General features: G+C 39.5%; 17 protein-coding genes and 1 tRNA gene. 8 read left to right on the plus strand and 10 right to left on the minus strand.

Annotated elements, in window-relative coordinates:
- The first annotated feature begins 13 nt into the window (after positions 1-13).
- A complete protein-coding gene (locus EHQ49_RS15025; RefSeq protein ID WP_244241505.1) occupies positions 14-298 on the plus strand; it encodes a hypothetical protein in 285 nt (94 codons plus the stop codon).
- Positions 299-385: 87 nt separating this feature from the next.
- On the opposite strand, the gene EHQ49_RS15030 is transcribed toward EHQ49_RS15025, so the two are convergent.
- Positions 386-1,669, minus strand: a complete 1,284-nt coding sequence (locus EHQ49_RS15030) for a hypothetical protein (protein WP_135580459.1) — start codon at positions 1,667-1,669, stop codon at positions 386-388.
- A 106-nt stretch (positions 1,670-1,775) separates the two neighbouring features.
- On the opposite strand from EHQ49_RS15030, the gene pdhA reads away from it, so the two are divergent.
- Genes pdhA through EHQ49_RS15045 form a run of 3 tightly spaced genes read left to right on the plus strand, consistent with a single transcriptional unit; the run spans position 1,776 to position 5,089 of the window.
- The gene (gene pdhA / locus EHQ49_RS15035) at positions 1,776-2,762 is read left to right on the plus strand and encodes a pyruvate dehydrogenase (acetyl-transferring) E1 component subunit alpha (RefSeq protein WP_135580460.1); all 987 of its coding nucleotides are present in this window, start codon (positions 1,776-1,778) and stop codon (positions 2,760-2,762) included.
- Positions 2,763-3,737, plus strand: a complete 975-nt coding sequence (locus tag EHQ49_RS15040) for a pyruvate dehydrogenase complex E1 component subunit beta (RefSeq protein ID WP_135580461.1) — start codon at positions 2,763-2,765, stop codon at positions 3,735-3,737.
- A gap of 11 nt (positions 3,738-3,748) precedes the next feature.
- A complete protein-coding gene (locus EHQ49_RS15045; RefSeq protein WP_135580462.1) occupies positions 3,749-5,089 on the plus strand; it encodes a pyruvate dehydrogenase complex dihydrolipoamide acetyltransferase in 1,341 nt (446 codons plus the stop codon).
- Between the two features lie 18 nt (positions 5,090-5,107).
- Here EHQ49_RS15045 and EHQ49_RS15050 read toward each other — a convergent pair whose 3' ends face one another.
- The gene (locus tag EHQ49_RS15050) at positions 5,108-5,317 is read right to left on the minus strand and encodes a hypothetical protein (protein WP_002973897.1); all 210 of its coding nucleotides are present in this window, start codon (positions 5,315-5,317) and stop codon (positions 5,108-5,110) included.
- A 130-nt stretch (positions 5,318-5,447) separates the two neighbouring features.
- On the opposite strand from EHQ49_RS15050, the gene fliG reads away from it, so the two are divergent.
- Complete coding sequence (gene fliG, locus EHQ49_RS15055; protein WP_004788610.1) at positions 5,448-6,467, plus strand: flagellar motor switch protein FliG; 1,020 nt, start codon at positions 5,448-5,450, stop codon at positions 6,465-6,467.
- Between the two features lie 13 nt (positions 6,468-6,480).
- On the opposite strand, the gene EHQ49_RS15060 is transcribed toward fliG, so the two are convergent.
- Positions 6,481-6,557, minus strand: a tRNA-Asp gene (locus EHQ49_RS15060).
- Positions 6,558-6,660: 103 nt separating this feature from the next.
- On the opposite strand from EHQ49_RS15060, the gene EHQ49_RS15065 reads away from it, so the two are divergent.
- Positions 6,661-7,335 (plus strand): CDP-alcohol phosphatidyltransferase family protein, encoded by a 675-nt coding sequence (locus tag EHQ49_RS15065; protein WP_135580463.1) that lies wholly within the window; start codon positions 6,661-6,663, stop codon positions 7,333-7,335.
- Between the two features lie 97 nt (positions 7,336-7,432).
- Here the strand turns inward: EHQ49_RS15065 and EHQ49_RS15070 are convergent, their stop codons facing one another.
- The 3 genes from EHQ49_RS15070 to EHQ49_RS15080 form a co-directional block, all read right to left on the minus strand.
- Entirely contained in the window at positions 7,433-8,302 is an 870-nt protein-coding gene (locus EHQ49_RS15070) for an ankyrin repeat domain-containing protein (RefSeq protein WP_135580464.1), read from the minus strand.
- Between the two features lie 236 nt (positions 8,303-8,538).
- Positions 8,539-8,844: a hypothetical protein gene (locus EHQ49_RS15075; protein WP_015682593.1), complete on the minus strand. Its 306-nt coding sequence runs from the start codon at positions 8,842-8,844 to the stop codon at positions 8,539-8,541.
- A 468-nt stretch (positions 8,845-9,312) separates the two neighbouring features.
- Positions 9,313-9,936: a TetR/AcrR family transcriptional regulator gene (locus tag EHQ49_RS15080; protein ID WP_135580465.1), complete on the minus strand. Its 624-nt coding sequence runs from the start codon at positions 9,934-9,936 to the stop codon at positions 9,313-9,315.
- A gap of 155 nt (positions 9,937-10,091) precedes the next feature.
- Between EHQ49_RS15080 and EHQ49_RS15085 the strand changes: the two genes are divergently transcribed.
- On the plus strand, positions 10,092-10,736 hold the full coding sequence (locus tag EHQ49_RS15085) for a class II aldolase/adducin family protein (protein WP_135580466.1): 645 nt from the start codon (positions 10,092-10,094) through the stop codon (positions 10,734-10,736).
- A 71-nt stretch (positions 10,737-10,807) separates the two neighbouring features.
- Positions 10,808-11,539, plus strand: a complete 732-nt coding sequence (locus EHQ49_RS15090; RefSeq protein WP_135580467.1) for a class II aldolase/adducin family protein — start codon at positions 10,808-10,810, stop codon at positions 11,537-11,539.
- Positions 11,540-11,564: 25 nt separating this feature from the next.
- Here the strand turns inward: EHQ49_RS15090 and EHQ49_RS15095 are convergent, their stop codons facing one another.
- From EHQ49_RS15095 to EHQ49_RS15110, 4 genes are all read right to left on the minus strand, one after another.
- Positions 11,565-12,053 (minus strand): GyrI-like domain-containing protein, encoded by a 489-nt coding sequence (locus EHQ49_RS15095; RefSeq protein ID WP_135580468.1) that lies wholly within the window; start codon positions 12,051-12,053, stop codon positions 11,565-11,567.
- Positions 12,054-12,115: 62 nt separating this feature from the next.
- Complete coding sequence (locus EHQ49_RS15100) at positions 12,116-12,976, minus strand: AraC family transcriptional regulator (protein ID WP_135580469.1); 861 nt, start codon at positions 12,974-12,976, stop codon at positions 12,116-12,118.
- Positions 12,977-12,999: 23 nt separating this feature from the next.
- Positions 13,000-14,016, minus strand: a complete 1,017-nt coding sequence (locus tag EHQ49_RS15105; protein WP_135580470.1) for an HD domain-containing phosphohydrolase — start codon at positions 14,014-14,016, stop codon at positions 13,000-13,002.
- Positions 14,006-17,359, minus strand: coding sequence for a PAS domain S-box protein (locus EHQ49_RS15110; protein WP_135580471.1), 3,354 nt, complete (start codon positions 17,357-17,359; stop codon positions 14,006-14,008). Before EHQ49_RS15110 ends, EHQ49_RS15105 begins: the two co-directional genes overlap by 11 nt.
- Between the last annotated feature and the right edge of the window lie 121 nt (positions 17,360-17,480).

The raw sequence follows: 17,480 nt of genomic DNA on the forward strand, positions 1-17,480 counted from the left end.
TAATCGAGTAGTTTTGGCAGAATTAAAAGATTTTAGGAGAAAACTTTCAATGAATAAAAAACTACTCGTTTTAATTCTTGGTGTAACTATGGCTTCTGGACTTGCTTTCTGTAAAAAAGAAGAGCCAGTTGTTGAAGAAAAAATCGAATCTGTTGACGATGCAGCAAAAAAAGTAACTACAGAAGTAGAGAAAAAAGTTGATGCAGCTGTTAAAACTGCTGAAGCAGAAGCTAAAAAAGCAGCAACAGGCGCGATCAAAGACGCAACTAAAGACATTAAAAAACCAGCAGGTTTCTAATCATCTTTTTACTGTAAAAAGAAAACCAACCGAGTTTCGGTTGGTTTTTGTTTTTCTACCCGTCTCTCCTTTGGAATTTTCCTCCAATTAAGATTCAGTGTATTTAATTTTTGCATGTAGTTCTTCTTCTAAAGCACATTTGGGATAAGTTCCTACATCCAAAGAAATTCCAATATGACCAAAAGGATCTTGTGGAGAGATGATCCGCAAATCCCAACCATTCACAATCCAAGGGCATTGGTAATTTTTATCACGGCAAAGAATCTGTGCCGATTTTGGTTTGGGGTAAGCCCAGGCTGAAGTTTGAAACTTACATTTATTTTCTATTTCTGCAATGGTTCGAATGCGTTTGATGGCCTGATCAAATTCTTTGAATCTGCTGATCATAGGATCAGCAAGGTCTTTACGAAAGAGCCCCTTTTCTGCATTGTAAGTAAACATAACAAGGAGTTTTTCGGAAACATGTTCTTTGTCCGTACTTGTTTTTAAGTTTTCCATAATGTAACGTGCAATTTTTAAAGAATCAAGTGTTACTTCTGCTGTATCATCAGCATACTCACCTGCTTCTTCTTCATCGTCACTGGCATCATCTTCCATCCCACTACCAGTCAATAGATCTTGGTTGAGTTGGTGTTTCCGAAGATCATCTACATTGACATTTGCAGGTGAAACACCCGGAATTTCGAACCCATTAGAACCATGATTGTTGATTGCACTAATGACTTCTTCCGGAAGATTTAATTTTCTTGCGATTTCAAGTGAAAGACCAACAGCCGAAGCTAAGGAAGCTCCGAAAAAACTTTGTTTGTAAAAACCTTCTTTGGATACAGAAATATCAGCACAAAGACCAGCAAGGAAACTAAAACGATTCACCATTTTAAAACCGTATTGTTTTTGGATGACCGATCCCAAACTTAAAAGGCCAAAGTCAGCTAAGTGATTAAAAAATTCTTTATGACTCAGTAAAATTCTAAAAAAAGACAATGCGAGTGATTTCGAATAAAAAGAATTTTGAATGATGCCTTTGAGACTCGCCATTCTCTCTGCATTTTGTTCATATAAATGGTAAATGAATTCATTGGACCGATCTTCAATTCGACTTAAGATTGCTTTTGAAAGAACCATTCGAAGCATCCGCATCAAGTCCTTGGACATAGCTAGTTTAAAAGATGGAATATAGTTCCCTTCCATCCCTTCCAACTTCTTTAAAATATTTTCCTTAATGGCAACTTTTTCTTTGATAAGGATATTACCGTTCTTACCAACAACGGGTTCACTGAGAGATACAGAGCCTAACAAATCATAATCAACAGCAAAATTTCTAAATTCATTGAATTCTAAGAATTCGATACCGGCATTCGTAATTTTCATAAGTATCCTAAGGAAAGTGTCTCATACTAGACCCTCTGAGAGCAAGATTTTTGCTTTCCTTCTGCGTCTAAATAGTGTAGTTTTTTAGTCGTTTTGGAGGTTCTAGTTGGTTTCTTCTGTCCCAAAAGACTCACAATCTGTGAGCGAGTTGAAAGAGTTCTACAGACAAATGGTACTTATACGAAAGTTTGAGGAAGCCGCAGCCAAAGCCTATAGCGTAGGAAAGATTGGTGGGTTTTTACATTTGTACATCGGTCAGGAGGCTGTGGGTGTCGGTTCAATCGCGTCCCTGACTCCTAAAGACTATATTGTTTCTACTTATAGAGACCACGGTCATGCACTGGCAAGGGGCCTAAACCCTAAACCCCTTATGGCAGAGTTATTTGGTAAGGGTACAGGTATCTCAAAAGGTAACGGCGGTTCGATGCACTTCTTTGATCGTAATGCTCACTTTATGGGTGGGCATGGAATTGTCGGAGGCCATATTTCTCTTGCTGCAGGGATTGCCTTTGCTTCTAAATTTAAAAAAGAAGATTCTGTTACCATTTGTTTTTTTGGCGAAGGTGCGGCCAATATCGGCTCCTTTCACGAAGGTTTAAACCTAGCTGCCATTTGGAAACTCCCAGTCGTTTTCATTTGTGAGAACAACCATTATGCGATGGGAACACCGGAATACCGAGCTCTTGCAGTCAAAGATGTTTCTGTTCGAGCATACGCTTATGATATCGCTCGTGATCATATCGAAGGAGATGAAGTGAGAAAGGTTCGAGACCACGTGCAAGTAGCTGTCGAACGAGCACGTCGGGGAGAAGGTCCTACTCTGATTGAAGTGTCTACCTACCGGTTTCGAGGTCATTCCATGTCTGACCCTGCCAAATACAGAACCAAGGAAGAATTGGAAGCTTACAAAAAGAAAGATCCTCTCATGCGTGCGAGACACGAACTAGAATTAGGTGGAATTACAACAGAAGAATTAGATAAAATGGATTTAGAAATCCAAACCCAAATTGATGAAGCTTATCAATATGCAGAGACCTCACCGGAACCTCCACTCTCTCAACTACACAAGTATGTGTATGCGGAGGATAAATAAATGGCAATCCTTACTTATAGAGAGGCACTCAACCGAGCCATGGTGGAAGAGATGGAAAAAGATCCATTGATCTACCTGATGGGAGAAGAAGTCGGACATTACCAAGGAGCGTATAAAGTTTCCCAAGGGATGCTCGATAAATTCGGAGAAGAACGAGTGATTGACACACCCATATCTGAAAATGGATTTGCAGGGATTGGAGTGGGTTCGGCCATGGTGGGCCTTCGACCCATCATAGAATTTATGACTTGGAATTTTTCCCTAGTAGCAATCGACCAAATCATTAACTCTGCTGCTAAAATGAATTATATGAGTGGGGGTCAGTTCCCAATGCCGATTGTCTTTCGAGGTGCTGGAGGTGCGGGAGGAAGACTCGGCGCCCAACATTCGCAAGCCTTTGAATCTTGGTACGCCCATTGTCCGGGACTCAAAGTGGTTTGTCCTGCCACACCGAAAGATGCTTACGGCCTACTCAAATCATCCATCAGAGACAATAACCCAACGATATTTATCGAATCAGAAGTGTTATACGGCTCCAAGGGAGAAGTTCCGGAACAAGAATACACCATTCCATTAGGACTTGGTGAAATCAAACGCAAAGGTACAGACATCACACTTGTGACATGGTCCAGGGCTCTCAGTTTTGCTGAAGAAGCGGCAACTATCCTTGAAAAAGAAGGAATCTCTGTGGAAATTGTGGACTTACGTAGTTTACGCCCGTTAGATGAAAATCTAATTTACGAGTCAGTCAAAAAAACAAACCGTGCTTTGGTTGTAGAAGAAGGTTGGCCTGTGGCTGGATTTGGAGCACAAATTGCTTACCTCATCCAGAAAAATGCCTTCGCTTATCTTGATCATCCTGTCGAACGAGTGACACAAATGGACGTACCAATGTCTTACGCAGCAAACTTAGAACGAATGAGTTTGCCCAATGCCTTAAGAGTTGCCGATACCATCCGAGAGATGTTACAGTAGGAGAACCGCAAATGGCAAAAATTCAAGAAATGACTCAACTTTCTCCTACGATGGAAGAAGGAACTATTGTTAAATGGTTAAAAAAGGAAGGAGATTCCGTTTCTCCTGGTGATATCATTGCAGAAGTAGAAACAGATAAAGCTGTGATGGAAATGGAAGCCTTTGAAACTGGTGTGATATTAAAAATCATACACAATGAAGGCGCCAAACTAAAAGTAGGCGAAGCATTAGCAGTGATCGGGAAACCGGGTGAAGATGTATCTTCTCTTTTGGCTGGAATTCCACAAAAATCTACTCCGACACAAAACCCAACTGCCGAAGTAACACCTCCGAAAGACAATCCAAGTCCACCACCTCAAAAGTTAGATCCCGTTGCCACAAACTCGGGAAAAGAAATTACTCCTGTCACAACGCACACACAGACACCAATTCCAAAAGAAAATGGAACAGTCACAGGAGTTTCGTCAAACCGAGGTGGTTTGCGTGTCCTTGCCTCCCCTTTGGCAAAGTCCATTGCCATTGAAAATGGAATCGACTTACACACTGTCATAGGAACAGGACCCGAAGGTCGGATCACGAAAAACGATGTACTCGATACATTAAACAAAGGAAATCTATCCCGCTCCTCGTCGGTTGGTCCTTCCCGTTCCGATGCAGTGGTGACTCTCAATGGAATGCGTAAAACCATTGCCAAACGCCTGACGGAATCGAAACAGAACCTACCTCATTTTTATTTGAATGTGGATGTAAATGCGAAAGTTTTGGAATCTTTCCGAGCCGATCTTTTGGAATTCCAAAAACACTTGGATCCCGAATTACAAGTGAAAGTGAGTTTAAACGATATCATTGTGAAAGCAACTGCTGCGGCTCTCCGCCTCCACCCCAAAGTGAATGCTAGTTTTCAAGGAGATTCTATTTTAGAATTTGGCCGAGTGGATGTTGGGATTGCTGTTTCTCTGGACGGAGGTCTTTTAACGCCAGTTATACGGAATGCAGATTCAAAATCTATTTTAGAGATTTCAAAAGAAGTGAAGGAACTTGCCAAACGAGCCCGCGAACGAAAGCTAAAACCAGAAGAATTTTCTAATGGAACTTTTACGATTTCGAATTTAGGAATGTATGGGATCAGTCGATTCACCGCCATCATCAATGAACCGGAGAGCGCCATCCTTGCCGTCGGTTCCGTAGAAGAAAAACCGGTTGTGGAAAATGGTACTGTGGTTGCGGGAAGAGTTTTGTCTCTGACCCTTTCTTGCGACCACCGAGTGATTGATGGAGCCGTAGGGGCCGAGTTCTTAAAAACCCTGAAGACTCTTCTCGAAAGACCGAGTCTTATTGCGGGTGTTGTTTGAATCTATGAGATCTTAGATTTAAGCGGCGAAAAAATCGGCACTTTGGATGTCGGCGATGGGAATGCGGACCACACCATTGGCTAAGTTCCCGATCACTACATCGTCCATCATTTGGCGATTTTTATCGAGTTCAATGCTTTGTCCGTCTTTGAGGTGAAGAACGATGTCGATTCCACGGTAGTGGATGTATCTTTCGAGTGTGTTTTTGAATTTGTGTGCTTTGTCCATCTGGTTTTGCTTTCCTTTCTCTTTGTAACTTACAAAGGGTATCGTACGAATTTATGAGACCTTTAGAAAATTTTGTCTCATTAGGTAAGTTTTTTTTGACAGTATCAGGAAACCGGGAGAATTATGTCACATGAAGCCTGAGAACAGTACATCCGCCACTCCTGGCGTACGGAAAGCCGCCCTCCTCCTTTTATCCCTTGGCAAAGAAAGAGCTGCCGATGTTCTGAAACACCTAGACGACTCCATGCTCGAAGCAGTGATTCTGGAAATGTCAAAAATTCGGTCCATTTCCAAAGAAGAAAGGGAAGTCATTCTCAAAGAATTTCATAATACCATTGAAGATTTGAACGAAACCACATCCGGTGGCCTCTCGACTGCCAAATCCCTTTTGGAACATACAGTCGGTGCTGAAAAAGCCAATGTGATCCTAAAGAAAATCCACAAAGAAGAAACAAAAAACGATTTTGAATTTCTAAACCAAGTGGAACCAGGAGTTCTGCAAGGTATGCTTGGAACCGAATCCCCACAAATCATAGCGGTGACCCTCTCCCACCTGGATCCCAAGAAGGCTGCCGATGTTTTGAAACTTTTTCCCAAACCGGAACAAGCAAAGATTGCCGTAAGACTCGCCACCACATCCAAAACCCATCCCGATGTGATCCAAAACATTGCACGGATTTTGAAAAAACGATACGAAGAAAGAGACAAACAAGAATATTCGGAAGCAGGTGGAGCACACGTTCTTGCGAACATTTTGAACTTTATGGAAAAAGGCGCTGAGGAAACCATTCTTTCGGAACTGGAAGAATCTTCCCCGGATGTTGCCGACCAAGTCCGAGAAAAACTCTATACCTTTGAAGACATCCTTTCTCTCGATAACAAAGAAATGCGAATCCTCATCAATCGTTTGGCTGATGATACGGCCATCTCTCTTGCCATCCGTGGTGCCGGGGATGAAATCAGGAAAAAATTCCTAAACAACATGAGCCAAAATAGATCAGAAGATATTTTAGATGCCTTGGATATGAAACCGCGAGTCACCTTACGAGAGATTAACGAAGCAAGAAGTAAAATTGTACAAGTGGCAAGAGTATTAGAAGAAGAAAATCAGATTCTGTTTAAGAAAGAAAAAGAAGAGTATATTGAATGAGGGGAAAAACCGATGGCGGAGTTGACGGGGCTCGAACCCGCGACATCCTGCGTGACAGGCAGGCACTCTAACCAACTGAGCTACAACTCCATCGGAATAAAGACCAAACTATAGAATCGACTCCGAGAGTCAACACTGTTTTCATTTGTTTTCTTGCCTTTCGTTAGAATTTTTAGAATCTGGTATTGGTTCTATGCAAATCGAAGAAAAAAAAGCCAAAGACCTTTTCCAGGATCGTATCTTTACCCTTTCCAATTTCCTTTCTATCTCTCGGGTATTGTTATTACCTTTTTTCTTTCAAAGCACTTATACTTATGCAAATGATCCGGCCAACATAAAAGAATTATTTGCGTCCATATTCTATGCACTGGCAGCTGTCTTCAGTGATTATCTAGATGGACTCTTCGCTCGCCTCCTCCACCAAGAAACAACTCTCGGAAGATATTTAGATCCAGTTTGCGATAAACTTGTGACACTCGGAGGTCTCTTTGTTGTTACCATTCATTTTGATTTTCCAAGTTGGATCCTCATTACCTATTTTATCCGAGAAATTCTTGGAGTCTGGCTTGGTGGGTATCTGTATTTAAAACGGGGATTACAAGGCCGTCCCAACTGGTGGGGTAAATTTGGAGTGGGAATCGTTGCGGTCTCTGTGATTTGGTATATGTCGTTGCCTTACTTTTTAGAGTTCGGTGCTCCTTATTCTTTTTTACTCCATCCGGTAATTTCTGCCTATGTTTTACTCTTTGTACTCACGGCAGGAGTTGTGGCTTATATTGTTCGGTATTGGAATATCGTTTTCCATCCCGAAGCCATTGAACTCGATCCAGAAAACAAAAAACAAGCAAAGAAATACCAAAAGATCTGATTCGATTTCTACTAATGATACAATGCCAAACCTTCTTAAGGCCAGAACAAAAACCAAAAGTAGAAATCAAACTTTCAGAAACTTTTTAGTAACCTTTTTACTTCAAAGTTCCCGTTTTCTTTTGGCGGAGCAAATACCATTCATATAGGTTTTGTCCTGTTTCTGCCCAAACAAATTCCGCATAATGGTAGTAAGCTCCATCAGCCGCATTTAGGGTCAGTGCTGAATAATTTTTAGGATTTTCATACACACCTTTTGCAATATCCGCAGACATTTCTGTTACTGCTCCTGTAGCAATGTGTTTGTATTTGGTTAAAATTTTTCCATCCGTTGATTTGGCTTTAACATCGGTAATTTCGAGTTTCTTCATTCCCTTTGATTGTAGGTAAGAAAGGAATTCTGGTTTTCCTTGGGATTTTCTAGCTTCAGCCATTTCCCAAATGGCATTTTTGCCAGATTTATTATATACGTTCACATTGGCACCCGCTTCAACGAGTACCTTTACCAATTCGAAATCAGCGATACGGACGGCATTCCATAGGGCGGCATTCCATAGGGCGGCATCATAATCTGGACCAAAACTATATTCACGGTACCCCGCGATGTTTGGGTTAGCACCTTTTGCCAAAAGTAATTTTGCAATTTTTGCATTGGCCACTCGGTCAAGAGCTGTTCGAGCACCCCAACGAAATTTCATTTTGAATGGTCCAATTCGATCCGTATAATCACATTCTTTAGATCGATTTTCAACCTTTGCCCCTTTATCCAATAAAAGTTTTACGAGTCCTTCATCACCTTCCATGGCGGCGATGGTAAGTGCATGAAAACAGTCAGATGTTTGATTCACATCAGCACCTTCTTCGATCATTTGTTTGGCTTTGTCGAATTTACGATCTTCAATTGTGTAGGGCAAACTCGCACAAGAGACGAATGCCCACAACAGGAATAGAGGGATGTTTTTTTTCATCCCAACATCTTAGTCAATAGAATCAGAAAACAAGTGAAAATTTTGAAGAATCAAATGGAAAAAAATGCTAGGTCTTTCCATTTTAGCACCTGTGTTAGATGTTGGATCAGAAATGTAACAAGGTCTTTGATTGATTGGATTCTTTAGTACAAAGAGAGGGAATCTTGGGATAATAGATTCAATCCAGTTTTCGGAATCCAATTCCGAGCCGAACTAATCCATTACCCCAAACGTCTTTAACGTCTTTTTTTCTTTCTTGCGACTTTCTTCTTTGCTGCTTTTTTCTTAGCAGTTTTCTTTTTCGCAGGTCTCTTTTTAGAAACAGCTTTTTTAACTTTTTTCTTCGCTGCTTTCTTTTTCTTAGCTACTTTTTTCTTTGCAGCCTTCTTCTTTTTAGGAGCTGCTTTTTTAGCTTTTTTCTTCGCTGCTTTCTTTTTTGCGGCCTTTTTCTTCTTAGGAGCTGCTTTTTTAACCACTACTGCTACTTCCGGAGCAGGTTCTTCTTGAATCTGTGGAATTTCTATTGTTTCGTTTTCTTCCATACATGTAACCTTATGAAGATAGTATCAAATCTTCCTTCTGGGTACGATAACAAGGCTAGGATTATTAAAAGTAAATTCATTTTTGTTTTGTATGATAGAACATGACTAATTTCTTGGAAAATCATTCTATTTTAACGATATTTGTTTACCAAAGATCGAATCATAACCCATAAAACCGAAAGAACAATTCACCTAACCCTTAAGATACGAATTCATTCAACCCCGTAGGATTCATAGAAAAATCAGGGTTTGAAAGTATCTTTCCTATCTCGGGCTGGTCCAACTCTCCCAAATCCTTAGTACCATCTCGACTTTCTCTTTTGGTCTCCCTAATGGATCGGTTTCTGGTCCCTTCCCTAAAAATTTCCATATTCTTTGTGAATTCGAATGGGAAAAGGAGGATCTTGAGTTGATGTCCAACCCAACGATCAATTGGATTCGAATCGCTATCGTTTGTTTACGAAAGTTCTATTGTCTGTGTTTTAGGAATTCGGGAAGGTAAGAACGTAAATAAGCGACAGCAGCCCTACCTGCCTCCGTTACCATTTCTTCTGTGATTTCGCCCTCTTCCCGAAAAGAAAACCGGAAAACAGAATCAATGAGAGAAACTGCAATTCCCACCTTACGAGCGATACCTGGAATATCTGGTAAAATGAACCGAGCCTCTACCTGAGAGAGGGCAATTCTTGCAATAGTGGAATCTAATTCCTTTCCCACATGCCTAGTCTCTTCATTGCGAATCCCATACACAACTCGCATAAGAGCCAGGTCTTCTCTGACAACGGACGCTGCTTCCCGAGCAAGAAAGAATACATAGTCCTGCCAAGTGGCAAAGGAAACAGTTTCTACTTTTTCTAATCGTAAAGAAACCAAATCGGAATGCACTAACCGAAGTCCAAGATACATAGCCCCCATATGGGGAAAAAAATGATAAGCAGAGGCTCTGGGAATTTTGGCTCGTGAACAAACTTTGGCAAAGGTAACAGAGGACGGATCTTCTTCCTCACGAAGGAGATCTCGTAACGACTGGATGAGGATCGCACGACGATGATGGTCCTTAGTTTGTGATGAAACTTGTTTGATTTCCGGCATCCAAACTCGACAAAAGCCGATAAATATGCCTATTTCAAGCGAAAATAGGACAAATTTCAAAAAAATAATCAACAATTGCCGGCACATGCTTAATTTATAGTCGACATATGTCGGGTTTTGGCTTTTAATCAATTTGTTGGGGAAGGAGAGAATCGATGAAAGATTCAAAAATAGAAAGAATCAGAAAGGATATGCTTACCGCCTGCATCAAGTTAGCCGATCTAGGATTTTTAGCTGGAGTCGGCGGAAACTTAGCAGTACGAATCGATTCTAAGTTAATGGCAGTAACTCCCTCTGCTACTGATTATTATACCATGAAACCTGAGGACCTTTGTATTTTAGAAATCAATGGACTAAAAATGGTAGAAGGAACCAAACAACCAACCACTGAAAGTGGACTACATGCTTCATTTTTTAGTTTGAGACCTGAGATTGAAGTGAGTTTACACACCCACCAGCCACTGGCAAGTGCAGTTTCCCTACTCGGTTTGGATATGGACATTGCTTCTGAGGAAGGGAAAAAAAACATAGGGCCCTTTGTGCGAATTGTTTCCTATGCACCTTCCGGAACTCCCTTTCTTGTCAGAGCTTTCCGAAGTAGAATCATCAAAGAGACAAATGGTTACCTATTAAGAAATCATGGACTTATCTGCGGAGCTTTTACGCTCGATCAAACAATCGCCAATGTAAAGTTAGTGGAGAAGGAAGCGGCTCGTTTTTTAAGGAACAGAATCGAAAAGAATCCAAACCTGTCTTATATGCCCAATGCAGTGAAAGACCAACTTCTCTCTGCGCTGTGATTGGAATTCCCAATCAATAAAAGTCCACTGTTTATGACACAACCAACACCGACAGGAAAGTAAGAATCATAATGAAAACAACAACCTTAAAAAAACGAAATCCAAAAATCGAAACACGAACAGACATAGTGGAACTCAATCATTTATGGGATCGTTTAGAGTCCAAAGGTTTATTACAGAAACACCAAGCGAACCTTTCCTTTCGGCTTCCTGGAAAGGGAAGTTTCCTTTTGCTTTCCCGAGCAGAGGGAAAACATTCAAAATTAGAAACAGAAGAATTCAAAATCGAAAATCCTACAAGTTCCATCAAAATCAGTTCAAAAACAGATGAAAGACTAGCAGTGATTCGCTTTCATGCAAGTCTCTATTCTTTAAGGCAGGACATTGGTGCGATTGTTTGTTTTCAACCTGTTTGGAGTTCTTTACTCAGAACACTCGATCATCCACTTCCTCTCGTTTTTGACGAACAATGTCGCCAACTCGGAGCACCAGTAAATACCATTCCCAAAAAAATTGATGGTTCCGTAGAATCTGACCCCATTGTTATTTCAGGGGCTAATGCTTTCCTCCATGAGGAAGGAGTGGTTGTCACAAGTGTCACTCGTGAAAAAGCCATTTACAACTGTGAGTTGATTGAAAAATGTTCCAAGGCTTATCTTTTAGCTCATTCCACAGGAAGTCCAATTAGAAGGATTCCTTGGTGGGTTCGTTTCATTGCCAAAAATAGGCTTCTAAAAGACGAAAAAAAAGCCAGTGCAGCCTATGCGTTAGGGCAAAGACCGACTGGATTTAAAGCTTATTAATTTCCTCCGATCCAAACAAAATCTCTCATTTGATACCTAAATAAATATCAAACTGAGAGTGGTTTGGATCCTTTGCATTCACTCCGTAGATTTCTAAATCTGCAATATAAGAGCGGTTCTTCCTTAATTTTTCATCTGACCAAATGGATTTCCAAGTTGTCAGTCCTATTTCGGCAATTGGCCCCCAGGTTGTGGGAACTTGGATATAATCTGAAGCTGGTATTTTAATCGAAGTAAGGTGCTCCTTCAATTCCCCCACGGACTCAACTGCCGCACCAATGAGTATGGTGTATTCACCATTTTCATCCGACTCAAATTCCGTATAGGTTACAATCAATTCAGTGGGATTGGTTTGATTCGGAATCTGAGAAAGAATTCCTTCTCCCCAGAACCTTTCCCAAAGGGCTGCAATTTTTCCATTACCTGACACTTCCTCCCGATTGGAGGTTCGGGCTTTGATTCCCACAAGTGTAAATGGTTTTAAATGAATTTTCTGATCTTTTCTGTTTTCCATAAGGTGATCCTACCCCAAATGGAAATTGGTTTCTTGACAATTTGTGCTTTTATTCGTTTCAGCTATTGAATCGGGATATAGATTTCGGATTCAGGATTAGAGGTTGATTGAAAACGATCATCAAACAAATCAAAATCATCGCTAAATTCTCTTTCATAACCTGTGTTCGGCATCCACGTCCCGTAAATGTATTTCCAACCATTTAAGATATCCTGATTTTGATTTCCTGGAACCGTAAAAACCATATATTTTGCGGGTTTCATTCGATGAGTGACAAACCCATCCGGAATCTTTGTATCAGAACTCACCTGTGCGCCAATGATGACATCGAAATTTTCCGCATAATCCCAGTTTGTATAGATCCCCATAAGAGAATCTCCTAAACGATTGGGTATGGACCCAATAGAACCGCCGGCCATAAACTCTCCCCAAAATTTCGGAATGTCAATTTCGTTTTGGCATTTTTGCATTGTGGTTCGATATGGTTTCCCCATAAGAATGAATTCGTTTTTTGTTACAATTTCTGTTTTGATCCTAGAACCATCTATGCGAATTCCATCACGTAAAATATCAATTTCTAATTTGGGAAAATTTCTGTGTTCTAGTACTTTTCTATATTCAGAAGGATTTATACCGTATTCCGTACGAAACGCACGCAGAAAAGATTCTGGAGTAGTATAATGGTAATTTAGAGCAATATCAATAATTTTATCTTTACCAAGGATGAGATCATTTCCAGCTTCCGTGAGTCTACGTTTCTTTAAATAAGTATAAACAGAATATCCTGTTACGTATCGAAATATCCGTTGAAAATGCCATCTGGATTGGAATGCATTTTTAGATACATCTTCTACATTGATATCATCTCTTAGATGTTTTTCAATAAAGTCTACGGCAAGTTTGATATGATCGTAATAGTCCATACATTTAGTGGAATGGAGCCAAACTAATTTTTAAAACCAGAGCTTGATTCAGATTCTTCCGGCCATTGGTTTTTAATCTCAAGAATTTTTGGTAAAACAGAAATGAATTTTTCTACTAATGTCGGATCAAAATGTGTTCCCGATTCCTTTTTCAAAAACTCGATGGCAACATCCACTTCCCATGCTTTTTTGTATGGCCTTACAGTCGTCAAAGCATCAAAAACATCGGCGATGGCGATGATTCTTCCTTCGAGAGGAATTGCCTCCCCTTTCAACTGAAAGGGGTATCCTGTTCCATCATATTTTTCATGGTGAGTGATGGCAATGGACTTGGCTAATTTCAGTAAACTAGAGTTGTGGTCTCCAATGATTTCGGCACCGATCTGGGGATGACGTTTCATAATCTCCCATTCTTCTGGTGTGAGTTTTCCCGGTTTTTGAATGATATGATCAGGGATCCCAATTTTGCCAACATCATGCATGGGGGCAGCATTTAAAATTTCTTCAGCGGCCTCGGTTGAATAACCAATCGCCAAAGCAAGGCTTTGCGAATAATGACTCATTCGAATTACATGCATTCCTGTTTCGTTATCTTTGTATTCAGAAGCCATTCCCAAACGTTGGACAATCTGTAATCGAGTGGCCTTCACTTCATTTACATTTACCAAAGACAAATGATTTTTTATACGGGCTTTTACAATTGGAGGACTTACTGGTTTGGTAATATAATCAACAGCCCCGAGTCGGAATCCTTTTTCTTCATCAACAACATCCGTTAGAGCAGTTACAAAAATTACGGGAATATATTTTGTTTTTTCATTCGACTTTAGGATTTTACAAACTTCATGACCCGTCATTTCGGGCATCATAACATCTAACAAAATGAGTTCCGGTTCTTGCGATTGAGCAAGTTCAATACCTTTCTGTCCGTCTTTTGCAAACAAAAGTGTATATTCATTTTGCAAAATTTCATTTAATATTTGTAAGTTAGTTGGTTCATCATCAACAATTAAAATGGTAGGTTTTGAGTTAATTTGCACCAGGTTCTCCTGCAATTTGAAGTTTAAGTTGATTTAACTGTTTAATTGTTTTTTCAAAATCAAATTGAAGAATGGAAGACTCAATTTCCGAAACGATTTCCGTATATTCCGTTTCATACAAAAAACCATACAACTCTTTCCATTCCTTTTGATCGACAGCACCTTTAGAAAAAGATTCAGATAAACCGGAAATTAAACCAAAGACAATGTCTTTTTCAGTCTCTAAAAATTTCTTTGTTTGTATTTGCTTTTTTTTAGTTTTTAAAGTTCCATTTCCAAACTCCTCCAAAAACTGAAGGTAAGAAAGACTAAAAGTATCTTGTAAACTTTCAAAATCGGATTTATCTAATTTGGATTTTTGTAATTTAGATTCTAAACGCAGAGCAATTTCAGCGATAGGAACGATACCGAGGTTAGAAGAAACACCTCTCATTTTATGCAAAAATGTCCGTTCCTCTTCCAACTTTCCGATATGTATTGGACTTTCTTCGATTTCGGATTTAAAATCCTTGAAGAATCCATCTAACATTGATACATACTTCTCTAAAGACCCAAAAAGGGAAATTCCTCTTTGAGTTTGGAAGGTATCTCCATTACGTGGAGACCGATTAGGTACTAACGGTTGATTCGAATGACCACCTAAAAGTTTTTTAATTTCAAAAAACAAGTCTTGAATGTCAATTGGTTTGGAAATGAACCCATCCATTCCTGCATCTTTTGCAGATTGTTTATCTTCTTCAAATACACTTGCCGACAATGCGATAATTGGTATATGAGTCGAAGTATCTTTTTCGTACAAACGTATTTGTCGTGTGGCTTCCAATCCATCCATCTCTGGCATTTGGATATCCATTAGGACCAAATCAAAAGATTTTGATTTAAAAATATCCAATGCCTCTTTTCCGTTTTTCGCAATATCCACCTTGTGCCCATTAGATGTCATTAGAAGTTGTATTAACTCTACGTTTTGTTTGACATCATCAACGATCAGTATCTCTAAACTTGGTAAATCAAACTGAATTCTTTCATTGACTTCTATAATAGGAACTCCCTTCTCCAATGGAAGGGATACATAAAAATTGGAACCGACTCCTAACTCACTTTCTACCCAAATTTTACCTCTCATCAATTCGACTAACTGCTTAGAAATAGTAGTACCAAGACCAGTCCCCCCGAATTTTCGACTCATAGAAACATCGGCCTGAGTGAAAGGATCAAATATTTTTTCAATTCGATCAGGAGCGATTCCAATCCCACTATCTTGGATATGGAACTGAATTTTTTCATCTTCTGCCGTGATGTTCAGTTGGATAAAACCTTCCTTAGTAAACTTAATAGCATTGCCAAGTAAGTTCGTTAAAATTTGTCGAATACGAAGGCTATCCCCTTTGTAATAGTCCTCTAGGTTTTCAGCGATAGAATATTGAAATTGTAACCCCTTCCTTTTAGCTTCCATACCCATCGTAGAACAAACTTGGTCAACCAGTGAGATCAATGAAAAGTCGATAATTTCCAATTCTACGGCACCACGATCTAGTTTTGCTGAATTTAAGACATCATTGAGTAAACGTAACAATGATTTGGCGGAGTTTTTAATAGTCTCCAAGTGGTTTTTTTGTTGTCCAATCAACTCCCCCGTCAACAAAACCTCAGTAAAACCAATAATGGCATTCATAGGAGTTCTGATTTCATGACTCATATTTGCCAAAAATGTAGTTTTTGTAATGGCTGCCATCTCTGCCTTTTCTTTCGAATCGATAAGGGCTTCTTCTATCATCCGTCGATCCGTATTATCTAAAATCACTCCATCTAAAAATTTTACGTTTTTATCTTCATCTAATACAAGACCGCCATATTCCAAAACCCAACGAATATCCCCTGTTTTCTGAATGATTCGATAATTTAGTACAAAGGTATCGGATAAAGCGATGGCATTTTGGATGATATTCGAAACATGGGCCCTATCATCGGGATGAATGATTTCTGTGAATGTATGTTTACGATCGGGTTCCAGAAAATCTCGAGAAGGGTATCCTGAAAGATTGAGTATCGAGTCACTCATAAAAACAGTAGTCCAATCCTCGTCCACCAAACAACGGTAAACCACTCCTGGAATGTTTTGAATAAAAGACTTCAATTGTTCTTCATTTTCTTTAAGTGCATTTTCTATCATGATCCTTTCGGAAATATCACTAATAAGTCCAACGAAGATATCATCTTGGGGAAGTTTTGTATGACCAATTGCCAACCGAATAGGAAAGGTAGTTCCATCTTTTCTGATACCGAGAGCTTCCCTTCCTGCCCCAATGATTTTTGCTTCTCCAGTTTTTAGATAATTGGAAAGATACTGATCATGTTCATCTTGAAATGGACTCGGCATTAAAATACTTACGTTTTTTCCGACAATTTCCTTTGCCTTCCAACCAAACATCTTTTCAGCAGTGATATTAAACTCTTGAATGATTCCTTTGGTATTGATCATTACAATCGCATCGGCGGCGGTTTCAATAATCGCACGTAATCTTGATTCACTTTTTAAGAGGTTTTGAAAAAGATCTTTATAACTAATGAAGGCGATGGTAACTACAGCTGAACCAATGACAAAAATACTTCCAAAACCAACCAAAGCGACCATAAACAATTGGTCTGAAAACGAGTTATCTAAAACTTGATTTGGCTCGATCACAAAACGAGCCGCTGCCATCCCCGTATAATGCATTCCGGATATGGCACTACCCATCACAATACCGCTAAACAAAGTTAGATAAAAACTTCGAATTTTTAAATTTGAATTTTTTAATCGAAACTGAATGAAAATGGATAAAATGGCAAAAGAAATCGCCACTACAAGAGAAACCAAAAATAAATATGGATCGTACATCAATCGTGGCCGCATTTCCATGGCAGCCATACCCATATAATGCATAAAACCAATCCCTGCACCGACAAGGATTCCAACAGAAATTAATTCCGTTCTTGTAATTCTCTTTTTAGATAAGGTTTGTAATGCGAAAAACGATGCAAAAAAACTAGGTAGGATCGAAAGAATGGTAACTAATTTATTATAAGTTACTTTTGTACATAATTCAAAAGACATCATGCCGATAAAGTGCATGGACCAAACGGCACCACCCATCGACAAACTAGAGGTAAATAAAATTGCTAAACGAGAATACTTGTTCTCAACGTTTGAAAAACGACTGAGCATGTATAAAGAAATCCAAGAAGCAAAAATGGAGATAAAAATGGAAAGTGATACTAACCAATAGTTATAAGTTCCCTCTACAAAGTACAATTGGCTTGCATCTAAGATAAAAAAATGTTTTAAAAATTCGATCCCCATTTGTACGTTTCCTACACCAACTAGATCCTATCATTCATTTAGGGATTCTTTGGATACCAGCAAATTAGATAGATTCCAATTTCTGCTTCCTGTTTTACGTACTATCACTAAAAAGTATCCG

Origin of the sequence: Leptospira perdikensis (assembly GCF_004769575.1) — a bacterium.
GTDB lineage: Bacteria > Spirochaetota > Leptospiria > Leptospirales > Leptospiraceae > Leptospira_A > Leptospira_A perdikensis.